Consider the following 15345-nt stretch of genomic DNA (forward strand, 5'->3'; position numbering starts at 1 on the left):
ATTATTTATTCTTATTTTTGTTTTAGGCTCTGCCGGTCTATTTGCTTATTTCCTTCAATCCATTCATATTTTTCTTTTTTGGTACTGATCAATCAAATCATCGAGCCTTTTGAGTTGAAAGGCATAATCATAAATAGCTGAACCTATTATCGTCAGACGCAGTCTGTCATCTCGGTCCATTGCTTTATCCTCCATGATTGTTTCAAGGAAATTCCCGCTTTCCTCGACAATCGGATCTACATTAAATTCCTTGATTTTGCCAGAGTATTTCAGGAGAATCAGTTCATGGTATTGGATTAGTTCTTCAAGATGATCATCAAACTCTCTGCTCTCCTCCTGCTGTGGCCGGCTCTGAAAGAAATGGCCCTCGACAATATCAAGGAGTCTCAAGCCGTGATGAAGACAAGCCAGCATTTGTTTAAACACGACCAGTTCCCTAACATCAAGGCGTTTGAACTTTGATATTTTCTCTCTCTCTTCGTCGAGTATTTTATATAGTTCTTCCAATTTAGCGATATCTTTTCGCAATTGGACCCACTGTGTTTGAAAAGTTTTTTCGGTAAGTTCATTGGATATTGCCGTCCTGATCAGCAATGACAATGTTTTAAAGCTGCTATCCATTTTACCTGTGAAATTTTTATTGAAATTAGGCGGATAAACGATGAGATTCACGAGAAATGCCGATCCCATTCCTACAAGGACAATCAGGAACTTGTTGGCAGCTGTAATGATACCTTCAAATTCCTGTGAACTCATCATGATTAAGACCGTGATAACTGTTAAGGATATTGAACTTTCCATTTTAAGCTTAAGACTTAATATGATGACAATCATTGTTACCAGGCCGATGACAACAGGGTTGTTTCCGAATAAATATATGGAGGCAACGGCGATGAGCGCACCGACCAAATTAGCCTGGAATTGTTCTAAAACTTGTTTCCAGGAGCGATAAATCGATGGCTGGATTGTAAACGAAGCTGCAATTGCCGCGAAAACCGGCGGCTCTAATCCAATCCATTTTGTTAAGTAGAGGGCCAGGGCCACTGCGATTCCAGTTTTCAGCACTCTTGGACCTAAAGTAATCATGGAAAACCCACTTTCTTTTAAAAGAAAATCTATCTATTCTATGATTACCTTAATAGGCAGGATAAAAACTCATTGGGTCTTAATACTCTCTTAAATATCATGTTTTTAACATACAAAGAGGTTATCTTTCCCTCCATCGGGAATAATATTCTAGCAGCTTTTTTAAAAGGTGGGAATAAGATGCTGAAATTAGAAAGAAATCATGACCCCAGGAAAAATGCTGAAATGATCTCACGCATCTCCGGGAAAAAATTATCGATGGTTCAATTGATCAGTGAAACTAACCAGTTATTCAGAGAAGTCAGCGAGGATTACAAGCCTCTATTAATGAATTCAAATAAAAAAATATCGTCTATTTTCACTAATTTCCAGACTAGCCTAAGAAGAGTTTTCCAGACTAAATCAGCCTTTGATGACGCTGTTCAATATGACACGATTGTTGACAGAAATGGAAATGTCTTTCCCGATTGGATAGGAAAATTGAATGAAGAGTATAAACACCTCGTAAAAGAAATTAATCGGGAGGTTCATATTGAAGACTTCGGAGCGGTCGGAGATGGTAAGACAGATAATACCGAAGCTTTCAGGATGGCTGTTGGACGTGGACATGTAAAGGTATATGTACCAGAAGGTATATTTATCGTGAAGGAGATAAAACTGCCATCCTATACCAGTCTTGTCGGCGCAGGAAAGGGAAAAACAGTCATCAAGCTTCATGACTCTTCCCCAAAAGGAAAAAGGCTAGTAACGAATAAACATCACCGAACGGGAAATCGCAACATTTATGTCAGCGGAATGACCCTGGACTGGAATGTTGAACGGCTCGGAAATGTTGAAAAAACAAGCACCTGGGGAAACCACTCCAGCTGCCTGCTGTATGCCAATGTAAAATACGGCTGGGTAAAGGATGTTGAAGGAATCAACCCCGGGCTTCATTGCTTCGACATTTCGTCACCTCTCTACAATTACTATGGAGATGGGTACCGGGCAAGGGGCGGAAGTGAATTTATCTGGCTGGACAATCTGACAGGCTACGGTTTTGGCGATGATGGGATTACCACTCATCATAGCGATAACATTTTCATTTCAAATTGCCATATGAGTGATCCAAGCGGAAAAGCACATAAAAAAGGATTTTCAAACTCCAACGGAATAGAAATAGATGATGGTTCAAGAAATGTATGGCTATTGAACAACTCTACCACCAGATGCTTCGGCGGTATTGAAATTAAGGCCCACCATACATCTTCTGCAGCAAATAATGTTGTCATTATAGGCCATTTATCAGTGAACGATAATCGATCTTATAATTTTCGGCATATTGGCCATCACAAGGAGAATGATCCTGAATCAAAAACAGCCATTAACATAACAGCAGCCAACATCATCTCCATCCATCCGGTTTACACTGAACTATATGCCCATTCAGCACCTAGAGCCATGGTTGTATCTGCGTACAAAAACGTTGCCGTCAACCATTTCACGGCAATTGGCGATCCATCCTATGACTATAATGGCGAACCTGTCTTGGCCATCCAGTACAGAGCCCGAAATGTCATGCTAAAAAATATAGAACTAAGGGGTTTTTCAAACGCTGGTTCAGACATCAAGGTTTTCGGAGGCAATAATCATGCTGACAATGTAAAAATTAGAAATGTGGTCACAACACATTCTGCTCCTAAAACAATAGAAATCGGGAAGGGCGTAACAGAATCATCAGTTGAGAAGGTTTTCGCTGAGGCAATCAATGGCAGGACAGTTGTACAAATATCTGAAAATAAGGCCATGGTAAAGGATATTCAATCAAAAGGCTTCAGGCAAAATATATCGAGACACTTCGGAAGTGAGATTAAGGTGTGACGGTATGAAACAGAGAGAGGAAGCAGTGCAACTGCTTCCTCTCTTCAAACGAGCACCCATTTATGAATTGACTGAGCGACTCCGCTTTCACGATTCGTACCTGTAACATCATCCGCAGCTTCCTTGACAACATCCTGGGCATTTCCCATCGCGATTCCCAATCCAGCCTCAGTGATCATTGCAATGTCATTCAGGCTGTCTCCAACGGCCATCACGTTTTCCATTGAAATCCCTAATAATTCACAGACCTTCTGCAAGCCCTTGGCCTTATTGATTCCTAATGCGTTGACTTCAATATTTTTCAGACTGGAATTGCTTATTTCAAATAAACCTTTTTCTTTTAACTCTGTTAATACACTTTTCCTGATTTCATCCTCTTCAATATGGAAGCCAAACTTGAGCCACTTTTGTGAAAATAAGTCCTCTGGCATGTTATTCCTCCAAACGTCTTCACTGCTTGTAGCCCAAAATCCCGTTTTGTGCTTCCTAGACAGCTCAAACATCCATTGGATATGTTCTGTATCGACCGGATTAACTTCAACGAGCTCCCCATCTGGTCCCCATATTTCTCCACCATTAACTGTCACAAGATAAGAAGATAATTCGAGGGATATAACATAATCTCGCGCTGTTTTGAGACTGCGTCCGGTACTGAGTACCACAAATACCCCTCTTCGTTCAGCTTCCTTGATTGCCTGTCTATTTTCATCTGTAACCTCATGGTTTTCATTGAGGAGAGTTCCGTCCATATCGAGTGCAATTAATTTAATATTTGATCCTTTTTTATTCAAATCCATCCTCCTATAAACCATTAATTTTGGTTATTGATGCTGTCAATTGCCTGTTTTACAGTTGCGAATGTATTGATCCTCGAGAAATCAACTCCACCTTCTACCGCAGCCTGTGCTAGTTCGGGGCGCATCCCAGTTGCGAACGATTCCACTCCCAACAACCGCAGGACATTATGAATATCAAAAATATGCTTGGCAATCGCTGCATCTATCGTGACAATTCCTGAAAAGTCAATGATCAACGATTGAACCTTTTGCTGAGCAACCTGTGGAATCGCCCGTTCCATGATTAGTCTCGCCCGATCATGGTCCATTTTTCCGACTAAAGGCAAGACGGCTATATTCTCCTGGACTGGAACCACAGGGGCCGACAAGATATCCACTTCGTCCTGGACTTCCTTCATCAGTTTCGAAGCTTTCCTTTCAAAGGCAAATACAGTTTCATTAATGCTGATATCAAGCATATTGTTTACTTTTTTATTGATCCAAATTAAATCTTCAGTGTCTACACCATGTTTGAGACTTATATCTGCCATTTTATCGATAAACACTATTCTTGTTGGCGGATATCTGAGAAGTATGTCAGAAATTTGTCCTCCTCTTGCAGCTTCCCTCTCTCCATTGTCCTTGCTCCATTCAATCAACCCATGTGGAGTGGTTTCATCTGCATTCCTGATTGAGTCACCAAGAAACCCAAGATACTCAGTATAAACAACAATTGCCTGGTCAATTTCCTTCTTTGGGATTTCGACACCAACAATTTCAACTATTGAATCTACCATTTCCTTTGCGATAGTTTCGGCTTTTAGTTGTAATTCATTTGCCACCGCAGCTGTTGGATTCACAAAGGTCACTTCCCTTTTCTTCATATTAATAAAAGTCTATTACTTACTATCAATAGGATACACTTTAAGCGAAAAATAATCTCTTTTTAAATCGTTATTTTGAACAGGGAATAGAAAATAATCGGGTCGGCCTAGTTAAATAGTAACAAACAAGATTCAACTTCCATTTAATCACACGTTTAATATTCTTTTGAAATTCGGGTCAATTCAAAAAACTCTTTTTCTGGTTTCATCCATTTTGTTCCCTTATCTGAAACTAAATAAATCCCGTTATCCAAGTCATAATAGACAGTAATAGTCAAAGTTCCAAACATAATAGTGCTTTTCTCTTTATATAAAAGTTGCTGATTTCCTGCTTCTGGTGCTTCATTGATCATTTCTCCAATTTGACTGATTATTTTTTTGTCAGTCATCTTGAAGCAATCACCACTTCGGTCTGGCTGCTCATTTATACAGACCTCAGGCACTTCAGATTCGACCCATTTTGCAGCTTTTATTGGTACTGTTCTATCGAATGTGACCTCCGTCTGGTCCATATTTATGAAATATGACCCGCTGATTGACAATGCCCAATCTGTCCCTTTCTTTTCCCAGCTTGATGTGAAGCCAGCTCCATCCTCATTGGAATCTGACGAGGCCTGCTGCATAATTAAACTCCAACCATTTTTCGGGAGCTCCTCCTCGTAAAACTTCATGACCTCACTCCAATGATTTCCCTCTATTTTATAGACTGGGCTATCTGCCTCCAGCCCTTTATATAGCGGAATATCCTCAGTGCGTTCAGGAATCAGATCAAACCCTTCGTATTTTTCTTTTTGATTTTGTTGAAAATAAATCAGTATGGCGGCAAACAAAAGAACAAAAAAAATCAACCATGGCAATCTCCCAACCTTCAAGGCAATCCCTCTTTGCTTTTTTCCTATATAATAAAGCAAAAGATGGTAGAATAGAATACTTGAAATGAAGTGAGGTGAAGATTGATGACAAAGAGTAAAGATGGAAAAAATCGAAATGACATCAAACCTGGTTTAAAAGTAAATATAGTTCTCAAGGCAGACCAGAAAACAGGAAAACTCACTCAGGGAGTCGTTAAAGATCTCCTTACCAATTCGGGCACACATCCACACGGAATTAAGGTTAGGCTTGAGGACGGTCAGGTTGGGCGTGTAAAAGAAATCCTGGAATAAGGGATTATTCCTGCCAAGTACCGGCCACATAAAAAAGCATTAAAGGGATGACCCTTTAATGCTTAACTTCTTTTTTCTTTAACTTTATCAACGATCAATGTATTTAACCTCGGTGCCAACTGGAACAAAATTGTTCCTATAAAAGCAATAACCAAGATATATATACTGGCGAAAACCTTTAACTCTCCAGTTGCAAGTGCAGCTATGATTACGGAAAACTCACCCCGCTGAGTAAGCGATAGCCCCGCTTTTAGCGAATCGCTTCTTGACAGGCCAAACCATTGCCCTCCCATATACCCAACAATCAATTTATGGATCAACGACCACAGAACGAGCACGACAAGCAGTCCTAAATAAGGAATATCGCTAGTCAATTCAATGTGAAGACCAAAATTCAGGAAAAAGAATGGAAGGAATATATTCCTTACTGGCAATGCTGCTTTTTCAACCTTGTCCTTTATTGTTAACTCAGATAGCATCATACCAGCGAGAAAGGCACCGATTACCTCTGATAGCTCCAGCATTATGGCAATTCCTCCGTAGGTGAGGGCAATGCCGGTAATCAAAACGATGAATATATCGTCCTGGTTGATTTCTTTTAGAATTGATTCCGCCTTTTTAAAGACAACCTTTGCAAAGAACACGGCAATCCCGGCGAGAATGCCTATCTTCGCTAAAATTATTAAAAAATCAGTAACCGTCAATCCTTTTCCAGAGAGTCCAATAAGTACTGTTACAAGGACGGGAGCAATCAAATCCTCAAAAACCAGGATCAGAAGCATGAACTCGGATTCTTTATTCTCAGTCCTGTTCTTGTCCTCCAACAGTTTTGCCGTAATAGACGAACTGGTAGCATAGACAATTCCACCTACAATCAAGGATGATACCCAATCCAGTCCGAACAGCGAGCTGATCACAGCAGTTACCAAAACCCCCAGCACCACATCCAGCAAGCCGCCCTTCCAAACCCTGGAACTGTTCGATATTAACCTGTTTACAGGGAATTTCATTCCAAGAATAAAAAACAGCAGGACTAATCCAATCTCCCCTACCACTTCAATTACTTTGGATTCTTTAATAACTAATGATAATACCAGTCCAAGTAAAATATATAATAATATATCTGGAATTTTAATCAATTTGATGCCAACCATGCCGATCAGAAAAAGCACCAACAGAAATATTCCAATGAATAAAGTCAAATTCAATTCAATACATCACCTTTTCGTTTTTTAAAAAAGCATTTACCTTCCTATTTTGTACCCAATTCATGACATTTCAACCCTGGAAAATTGAACTACTTACTGGCTTACTTACTGTCTGGATAAGAACTATTGAAGATTCACACATTAAATAGAAACATACTTTCAAACAGTACATTTACATCTTTTATGATAAAATAGATTATATATTCAAACGGTTGATTCTACTAAGGGGGAACAAATGAACAGCAGTCAAGAAGCAGTTCTTGCCCGGCAGCAGCATAAGGGCATTACAAAAACAAAACTAGCTAAAAGAATCTTTTTCATCATTTTGGGAGCTGTCCTGATGGGTGTAGGAATTGAGGAATTCCTCGTCCCAAACAGAATTTTGGATGGCGGAATTGTTGGCATTTCAATTATCCTCTCTCATTTAACAGGCTGGCGCCTCGGCCTCTTTATTTTTGTATTAAACATTCCTTTCTTTTTCATTGGTTATAAACAAATTGGAAAAACATTCGCACTTTCCACCCTTTTGGGGATTACTGTTCTTTCATTAACAACCAGCTTTCTTCATGAAGTACCTGTTTTTACAGAAGATTTGCTGCTTGCCACCGTATTCGGAGGGATCGTTCTCGGGGCTGGTGTAGGCATAGTCATCCGTTACGGCGGATCTCTGGACGGTACTGAGATTCTGGCAATCCTCGCAAATCGAAGACTCCCATTTTCAGTCGGTGAAGTCATCATGTTTTTTAACATCTTCATTTTTGGAACCGCAGGATTTGTGTTTGGCTGGGATCGTGCAATGTATTCGATTCTCGCGTACTTCATCGCTTTTAAAACAATTGATATTGTGATTGCTGGACTGGATGAATCAAAAGCAGCGTGGATCATCAGTGACCAGCATAAGGAAATCGGCGAAGCGATTCTTGCTCGGCTTGGCCGGGGTGTAACCTATTTAACAGGTGAAGGAGCATACACCGGGGATGACAAGAAAGTAATTTTCTGTGTCATTACCCGTCTGGAAGAAGCGAAACTAAAATCAATTGTCGAAGAGCTGGATGAAACTGCCTTCCTTGCTGTAGGTAACATTGCTGAAGTACGAGGAGGAAGGTTCAAGAAACGAAATATCCACTAGTGATTATTTTAACCGCAGGGAAAAAAGTGCAGCCCAGAGAACATCTGGGCTTTTCGTTTATCATCAAGTAATTTGTTAGCCCCATCACTCTTCCGCTGGTGCTGCATCAACAGCAATTTGATAGGCATCTAGCAAGTTGGATTTTTCACCTTCACTTTCAAGTCCTACGAGAAATTGGTCCTCACCTTGGTCCTCTACTTTCATTACCACAGTTTCTTCCCCTTCTCTCAACATCGCATAAGATAGTCCATTCATTTCAAACAATGCTTCTACTTCGAACTGTCTCTCATTTCCCATCTCATCTCTTACGGTTACCAGGTCCCTGACTGAATCATTGTCCATAGCTGCTCACCTCCAACATTAAATCATCTTATTTTTCCCTTCTCTGGCAGATATATAATTTTCATCATTCGATTTTTGGTTGAAAATAGCACTTCTAAATCAAAATAATATATGAATTTAAAATAAACTTTTAAATCCATTTCTTTATTTTCACCGATATAATATTTCTCACACACTATTTATTGGAGGCGTCCTACTTGAAGACAGCTGGAATTATTATTGGCTCACTCATCGTTTCATTTGCATTCAACCTCTTCCTGATTCCACATGGAATCATGAGCAGTGGAATCAGTGGTCTTTCCATCATTTTATCGATGCTCACATCTATAAATACGGGCATTTACAATTTCCTGTTGAACTTCCCCCTGCTTGTTATTGGTTATTTGAAATTAGGGAGAAAATTCATCATTTATACAATCCTTTCAGTCATTACCATCTCAATTGCACTTTATTTTATACCTGTATTTAAACTCGCTAAGGACCCGATTCTTTCATCCATTTTCGGAGGGGCTATTGTCGGACTGGGAATAGGTATTATCTTTCGCTCATCAGGTTCATCAGGCGGATTTGATATCATTGGAATGCTCCTTGCCAGACGAAAGGACTTTCCAATGGGAACATTATTGTTTGCGATGAATTCTATCGTCATTTTGTTATCAGGCTTCTTATTCAGCTGGGATGCAGCACTGAATACCCTTGTTTCTATTTTCGTTCTGGGAAAAGTGATTGATAAAGTTCATACACATCATGTGAAGCTTACTTTAATGATCATTACCAGAAAAGGCGAGGAAGTGAAACAGCATCTTCTTAAAAATGTCTATCGCGGTGTGACGGTTATCGACTCTATTGGCGGATACTCCAATGAGCAAAGCAATGTCATCATTACGGTCATATCCCGGTATGAACTTACCGAAGTCAAAACACTCATAGAAGAAATAGACCCTGTGGCATTTGTGAATATAACAGAAACCCTGGAAGTAATGGGCCTGTTTCATCGAAAACAACAACATTGAACAGCAATCAAGAAGCCAGATCATCTGCTTCTTGATTGCCCTCTGAAAATTTACAGGAAAAATCATCTTGAAATTTTTCTGGATTCATCATATAATAATTAAGTCGCTGAAATTCAAAACCAATATACCTTGTCCCAGTAGCTCAGTACGTTCGAATCCGCTTCATCGAAACGGCTTCAGCGTCCACATCGAGCCGCTTCTTGGAATTCATTCTGAGATGTGGACGGGATATCACACTAATCTAGTTACTTTCTCAAATTTCAACTTTATTTCTAATCTTGTCCCAGTAGCTCAGCAGGATAGAGCAACAGTTTCCTAAACTGTAGGTCGGGAGTTCGAATCTCTTCTGGGACGCTTAAAAACCTTGATAATATATCAAGGTTTTTTTATTTTTTCAGATAGTATTAATATTTCCATACGAAATTTACGATATCCAATCACTTATTCTCTCTTTTCTCTGTCTCCCTTCTTTTTATAAGCTTCTTTTTTTTAGAGAATAATTTTCTTAGAGTTTTTATTTAACTGGTTGAGCAGTTGAGGGGAACTTTCCATTACCGTTATGAAAAATCACGCTTGTAGATAAAAAATAGATTTGGTTAAGAATTGTGGAACTAAAGCCTATGAAAATCGTCTATATAAGTGATTACAGAAAAGGTAAAAATTGAATGGGGATTAAAATGGACTGTTTGTGGTATTTATACACCATCAGCAATTCAGCAAAGGGGATAGGACATGAAAAATAAAAAGAAAGATCTGCCTTATCTATTATTTTTACTGGTCATGCCAGTATTAGGCATGATTTACAAATTAATAAACAACAATCCAAGGGAGGCAGTAATCCTTTCAACTGACTTCGATAAAATGATTCCCTTCCTTCCGGTTTTTATTATACCCTATATCATTTGGTACGGTTTTATTTTGGGTTATTTGGTGTATTTTTGGTATAAGGATACACGAGTTTATTTAAAGACATTGACTCTGATTGTTGTGGGAGAATTGATTTGTTTCCTGATTTATTTCTTCTTTCAAACAACCGTTCCAAGACCGGAATTGACAGGAGATGGGATCCTCATTGACCTTGTCGGAATGATCTATAGCCACGATCAACCCTTTAATGCTTTCCCTAGTATCCATGTGTTGACTACATTCACAATCATTCTTGGCAGTCTTCACATTCAAAACAAGCATATCATCCACAGGATTTTCATACCTTTAATGGGATCTTTGATCATCATCTCGACGCTTTTTGTAAAACAGCATTATATCCTGGATATGTTTGGTTCCATGTTCTTGACTTCATTCATCTATGGCATTGTTTTTGATGTACTGGAATTCAAGGTCGCTAAAAGCTCGGAAACCGTATATGTAAAAGATTGAAGAAACAACAAGGCCACAAAAGAGCTGAAAAGCACAGCTTTTTGCGGCCTTTTTTATTTACCTCTTTATTTACCTGTATCCTCATCGCTTCTGACATCCGGTTTGACAGGGTATAATTCTTCAGATGCCTCTGTTTTGTATCGGTAATTTCCATTGTTATACTTTTCGCCAACTTCCAAAACACTTCGGGATACGTATTTATGGAAAAAGTATTCAGTAACGGCAATTCCGCCAGCTTCTATTAAGGATGGGAGCAATAGGCGCTCTCCATAGGTCAAGCTTTCTCCTATTATTCAAATGATCATAAAGACAAGTCCGAAATCTGCTAATGTTGCGATCGTATTATTAGTCTTTGACAGAAGGAATAAGTCCCCTATTAAGTATGAAGCAATAATAAGGATCAGAGAAATCAATAGTACGTTAGTAAATGGCATTTCATATATTACCCCAAGGATGGTATACAGCAAGGCCAGGCTCTAAGGTGTTCCCACTCCATCTCCACCAATATTTAAGATTTATATTATTTTTCTCCATTCTATTTATTCCATACTTTTTTCTGCAAAACAACAGAGATCAATCCAATTAACAAAACAACAATAATGCTGATAAAGAAACCCATTCGTATGCTCTTCTCAGCCAGAGTTCCTGTAACTGCAGCAAGAATAAGGAATATGCCCAATGTGGAGAGTGTTTTCCCCCATACCTTCATTTCAACTAATTTAAGCCCCGACAGGATAATGAAAGCCCAATTGAATAGAATCAGGATTCCTGCGGCAGTAGTAATATACTCATATATTTTTCCCGGAAGCAGCAACGCGGTAATTATGGAAGCGATCAGTCCTACTACTGCAAGTCCCAGAGATGGAAGCGGCAATTGCTTCCACTTTTCAATTTTCTTGGAGAAAATCTTCGGAGCATCCCCATCCTCGGCCAGTGTGACGAGCAAGGTTGTAACACCAAATAAAGAAGCTGTCATAGTCGAAAAACCTGCGAGAATGATTGCAGCATTGAATACATGCGGAAAGAAATCCAACTTGAACTGACCCATGGCAGTTACAAATGGACTTTCCTTATCGTTAAAAGCTCCGTGTGCAGCCAGAATGACAGCAAAGCCCAATGAAAGCACGTACACAATGACCAGTAAAATCAGCATGATCACACCCGCTTTTGGGGCATCTTCTTTATTTTTCAATCTTGTCGCCATCAATCCGATTACCTCTATTCCTCCATATGCGTAAAAAGCATAAATCAGCGATGACCAAAAGCCTTTTAGTCCGCCAGGAAAAAGTTTATCTACTGAGTTCGGCATATAAACTTCCTGCGTTTCAAGATTGAACAATCCGAAAAGAGCTGCTGCAGCAATAAGGATGAACATGATGATGGCTGCCGTTTTAATAACCGCAAGCAAATCTTCAACCTTATCAAAGCCTTTATTTCCGGTTAGGACAACGCCGATTGAGAGAACTGCGTAACCAGTTGCAAAAATCCATAAAGGGATATGGGGAAACCAGAATTGGGATAAGATCGAAAGAGCGGTTAGCTGGCTTCCCATAATCAGGATATTGGAACTCCAATAATTCCAGCCGCAGCTGAACCCAGCCCATTTTCCGTAAGCCTTTTTGGCATAAAAGCAAAAAGAACCATCCTGTGGGTCTTCGGCTGTCATTTTTGCCAATAAATTATAGACCAGGTAAGTACCAATAGCCGCAAGGATAAATGAGATGACGATTGATGGCCCGGTGATTTTGATTCCAATGGCTGAACCCAGGAAAAAACCTGTGCCGATCGTACATCCCACACCGATAAGGGATAATTGCCACCATTTTAAATCTCCTTCATTTGAGTGATCCCCGCCTTTGGATTTTACAGATGGCAGAAAAAAATCCATTCCTTTCTCCCCTTTCTCGATAAGTATTATCATTAGAGAATCCACCTGATATTATGTATTGAGTGATAAGGCAAAAAAAAAAGCCAATTCCCTAAGGAATGACTTTTTTAGAGTTAATTCTTGCCTTTATCGGTATCCGATTCCTTGCTCAATCCAGTCATTGTGCGATACAACTGTGTATACATGCTTCCTTGCACGATATTTTCAAGAAAGAATTCACCAACTAGCTCTTTATACTCCTCATCTTCAAACATTTTCTTATTTTGAAGCTCCATTTCCGCTAACCCTTCATAGGTGGAAACTAATGCATAGGTATGATCTTCTCCTGATATTGGCGACAAAAGCTCCACCCTATGGTCATACTGTTCGTTCCGGAAATTTTGAATCAAGCGCAGATTCTTGATCCCGTCCGGGAACTTATCTTGTTTCAATTCAAATGTTTGAATAACAATGACTGACATATCCTATCCCCCTGTAAAATGGTCGATAGGTTTAGATTTTTCCAAAGGCAACAAATCTATTCATTCCTAGTCAGGAGTTATAAAGATGTAGCGCATCCTGTTATACTTCTCTTCTCAAAGCCTGGAGCACATCTACTTTTGTAGCTCTCTGTGCTGGACGCAAACCAGAAAGGATTGTGACAAGGTAACAAATTATGAAGCTGATTATTGGCAGTGTAAAGGGAATATGGCTAAATATCAAGCCCTCGGGCGGTTCTTCACCAAATGCCTGCTTTATGATGATCGGCAATCCAAAATTAACAATTATACTTATAACATAGGCTACGAGCGTGCCGATCGCTGCTCCGATCAAGCCGATATAACTGCTTTCCAGTATGAAGATCTTTTTGATTGTCTTTGGATTGGCACCAATCGCTTTCATGATTCCGATATCTGGTGCCCTTTCTGTAACGGCCATAGTCATTGTGTTATAAATTCCTATCGAGGCAATGATGATGGCAATCGTTCCGATGAAAATAAGTCCAGCCTTCACGATCGTGAACATTACATTCACATCCTGCAATTCATTAATGACCGAATAGGATGGAAAATTGTTTTCTTCAAGCTTAACTGTAATATCTTTTACTGCTTCCATATCTTCAGCGTATATTTTAACCTCGTCAAACTGGTCAGCCGCTATTGCTGGCAGTTCCATGTCTGGGTTGTTCGGGTCCTTCATCATTCCCCGCGGTGTTCCTGTAAACTCCTCTACTTGCTTAAGGACCCCTTCGGAAACAAATACCACATTGTCATAGACCCATTCCTTCGTGGGCTTCTTACGGATTCCTGCAATGGTAACTTCCAGCTTCTCTTTTATTTCTTTGCCATCTTCAAACTTGATTACGTTCATGATGATTTTCTTTCCTACAAGTTCACCTTTGTATTGATATTCTTCTTTTATCTGGCCGTTTTCATTATATATGTCTTCTGTTGCACCTCCGTTAGGTCGCAAATCTTCAACAAAATGGTAGCCAACAAGCACCTCATTGTCTGATTTCGGCAGATGCCCATCTGATAATTCAAGCCCGGACTTCATTTCGGAAGGCATATCGGCAACCACTGCCCGCGCAAAGGTCTGGTGTTCACCAACTTCAAACTGATAATCCTGGAGGTTTTTCCTTCTGGTAACAGCTTTAACATCCTTAATTTTTTCAAAAAATGCAATATCCTTTTCGCTCAGCTGTTTAAATCCATTTTGAGGATCTTCTTTTCCTGGTACTTCTATCTCTGTCACAATCCTTCTTTCCAGCGTTTCTTTCACAATCGATTTATGAAGCCCAAATCCTACAGAAGCAAGGACAATGAGGAATGCAACACTCATCGCTGTGGCCAGGATGGTCATGAACAGCCTTGTCCTGTTCTTCTTCATGTTTTGCCTGACGAAACGAAATTGATCTTTAAGCCTCATTTGCAATCACCTCTTCAACTACTCTTCCATCTTTTAATTCAATGGTCCGATGGCCAATCCTTGCAACCTTGTCATCATGGGTAATGATTAAAAAGGTTATGCCAAGTTCACTATTTAATTTTTTTATGAACCTAAGCAAATCCTCTTCCGTTTCTGAATCCAGACTTCCAGTCGGTTCATCCGCCAATATGATCGGCGGATTGACAATCAAAGCGCGGGCAATACTCACTCTTTGCTGTTGACCACCCGATAGTTCTCCGGGGTAATGATCCTGAAAGTCTGCCAATCCAACCATATCCAGAATTTCGCTTGTCCGCAGTTTTCTTTCTTGCTCTTTCACGCCCTTTAAAATCAAAGGCAGCTCAATATTTTGATAGGCAGTCATACTTGGAATCAACTGAAAGCTTTGAAAGATGAAACCGAGATGGTGAATTCGGAAATCTGCAAACTTCGCCTCGGTCAAGGTCGATGTTTTGATCCCATTGATGGTTATTTCCCCATGTTTTGGGCGAATGAAGCCACTGACTAGATTGAGTAGTGTTGATTTTCCCGAACCGCTTCTGCCTACAATGGTGACGATTTCCCCTTTCCCAACTTGCAAAGAAACATCCTTTAAAACAGGGATGACTGTCTTCCGCCCTTTTTTACCAATTTCAAATTCATGACTCAAATGGTTTATTGAAATCATAACTCTACTCCTCATACATTTTA

Annotated in this window: 15 protein-coding genes, 1 tRNA gene and 1 pseudogene; 6 read left to right on the forward strand and 11 right to left on the reverse strand. The window is 39.7% G+C overall.

All coding sequences use genetic code 11. The annotated features are described in order from the left end of the window. Nucleotides 1-63: 63 nt before the first annotated feature. Nucleotides 64-1086 carry an FUSC family protein gene (locus QNH36_RS13525; RefSeq protein WP_251540339.1) on the reverse strand — a complete coding sequence of 341 codons (1023 nt, stop codon included), beginning with the start codon at nucleotides 1084-1086 and terminating at the stop codon, nucleotides 64-66. A 180-nt stretch (nucleotides 1087-1266) separates the two neighbouring features. Here QNH36_RS13525 and QNH36_RS13530 point away from each other — a divergent pair, with 180 nt between their 5' ends. Further along, nucleotides 1267-2946 carry a glycosyl hydrolase family 28-related protein gene (locus QNH36_RS13530; protein WP_283903652.1) on the forward strand — a complete coding sequence of 560 codons (1680 nt, stop codon included), beginning with the start codon at nucleotides 1267-1269 and terminating at the stop codon, nucleotides 2944-2946. Nucleotides 2947-2990: 44 nt separating this feature from the next. Here QNH36_RS13530 and QNH36_RS13535 read toward each other — a convergent pair whose 3' ends face one another. From QNH36_RS13535 to QNH36_RS13545, 3 genes are all read right to left on the reverse strand, one after another. Then, nucleotides 2991-3743: a Cof-type HAD-IIB family hydrolase gene (locus QNH36_RS13535; RefSeq protein WP_144480649.1), complete on the reverse strand. Its 753-nt coding sequence runs from the start codon at nucleotides 3741-3743 to the stop codon at nucleotides 2991-2993. A gap of 14 nt (nucleotides 3744-3757) precedes the next feature. Next, nucleotides 3758-4582, reverse strand: a complete 825-nt coding sequence (locus QNH36_RS13540) for an STAS domain-containing protein (protein ID WP_251540341.1) — start codon at nucleotides 4580-4582, stop codon at nucleotides 3758-3760. 179 nt (nucleotides 4583-4761) lie between these two features. Next, nucleotides 4762-5454: a hypothetical protein gene (locus QNH36_RS13545; protein WP_283903653.1), complete on the reverse strand. Its 693-nt coding sequence runs from the start codon at nucleotides 5452-5454 to the stop codon at nucleotides 4762-4764. Between the two features lie 108 nt (nucleotides 5455-5562). On the opposite strand from QNH36_RS13545, the gene QNH36_RS13550 reads away from it, so the two are divergent. Further along, nucleotides 5563-5769, forward strand: a complete 207-nt coding sequence (locus QNH36_RS13550) for a YwbE family protein (protein WP_144480643.1) — start codon at nucleotides 5563-5565, stop codon at nucleotides 5767-5769. Between the two features lie 62 nt (nucleotides 5770-5831). On the opposite strand, the gene QNH36_RS13555 is transcribed toward QNH36_RS13550, so the two are convergent. Next, nucleotides 5832-6977, reverse strand: coding sequence for a cation:proton antiporter (locus tag QNH36_RS13555; protein WP_283903654.1), 1146 nt, complete (start codon nucleotides 6975-6977; stop codon nucleotides 5832-5834). 235 nt (nucleotides 6978-7212) lie between these two features. On the opposite strand from QNH36_RS13555, the gene QNH36_RS13560 reads away from it, so the two are divergent. After that, nucleotides 7213-8106: a YitT family protein gene (locus tag QNH36_RS13560; RefSeq protein WP_144480639.1), complete on the forward strand. Its 894-nt coding sequence runs from the start codon at nucleotides 7213-7215 to the stop codon at nucleotides 8104-8106. An 84-nt stretch (nucleotides 8107-8190) separates the two neighbouring features. Here QNH36_RS13560 and QNH36_RS13565 read toward each other — a convergent pair whose 3' ends face one another. After that, complete coding sequence (locus QNH36_RS13565; RefSeq protein WP_144480637.1) at nucleotides 8191-8448, reverse strand: DUF1292 domain-containing protein; 258 nt, start codon at nucleotides 8446-8448, stop codon at nucleotides 8191-8193. A gap of 197 nt (nucleotides 8449-8645) precedes the next feature. On the opposite strand from QNH36_RS13565, the gene QNH36_RS13570 reads away from it, so the two are divergent. From QNH36_RS13570 to QNH36_RS13580, 3 genes are all read left to right on the forward strand, one after another. Continuing rightward, nucleotides 8646-9461 (forward strand): YitT family protein, encoded by an 816-nt coding sequence (locus QNH36_RS13570; protein ID WP_283903655.1) that lies wholly within the window; start codon nucleotides 8646-8648, stop codon nucleotides 9459-9461. A gap of 280 nt (nucleotides 9462-9741) precedes the next feature. Further along, a tRNA-Arg gene (locus tag QNH36_RS13575) sits at nucleotides 9742-9815 on the forward strand. 378 nt (nucleotides 9816-10193) lie between these two features. Beyond that, nucleotides 10194-10838, forward strand: a complete 645-nt coding sequence (locus QNH36_RS13580) for a phosphatase PAP2 family protein (protein ID WP_251540347.1) — start codon at nucleotides 10194-10196, stop codon at nucleotides 10836-10838. Between the two features lie 65 nt (nucleotides 10839-10903). Here QNH36_RS13580 and QNH36_RS13585 read toward each other — a convergent pair. The 5 genes and pseudogenes from QNH36_RS13585 to QNH36_RS13605 form a co-directional block, all read right to left on the reverse strand. Then, nucleotides 10904-11305 (reverse strand): annotated as a pseudogene (locus QNH36_RS13585) (DUF2512 family protein). A 68-nt stretch (nucleotides 11306-11373) separates the two neighbouring features. Then, nucleotides 11374-12726 carry an amino acid permease gene (locus QNH36_RS13590; protein WP_251541223.1) on the reverse strand — a complete coding sequence of 451 codons (1353 nt, stop codon included), beginning with the start codon at nucleotides 12724-12726 and terminating at the stop codon, nucleotides 11374-11376. 113 nt (nucleotides 12727-12839) lie between these two features. Next, complete coding sequence (locus QNH36_RS13595; RefSeq protein ID WP_144480627.1) at nucleotides 12840-13187, reverse strand: hypothetical protein; 348 nt, start codon at nucleotides 13185-13187, stop codon at nucleotides 12840-12842. 100 nt (nucleotides 13188-13287) lie between these two features. Beyond that, nucleotides 13288-14634: an ABC transporter permease gene (locus QNH36_RS13600; protein ID WP_283903656.1), complete on the reverse strand. Its 1347-nt coding sequence runs from the start codon at nucleotides 14632-14634 to the stop codon at nucleotides 13288-13290. Further along, nucleotides 14624-15322, reverse strand: a complete 699-nt coding sequence (locus tag QNH36_RS13605) for an ABC transporter ATP-binding protein (protein ID WP_283903657.1) — start codon at nucleotides 15320-15322, stop codon at nucleotides 14624-14626. The genes QNH36_RS13600 and QNH36_RS13605 overlap by 11 nt, the downstream gene beginning before the upstream one ends. Between the last annotated feature and the right edge of the window lie 23 nt (nucleotides 15323-15345).

The sequence above is a fragment of the Mesobacillus sp. AQ2 genome, from assembly GCF_030122805.1.
Lineage (GTDB): Bacteria > Bacillota > Bacilli > Bacillales > Cytobacillaceae > Mesobacillus > Mesobacillus oceanisediminis_A.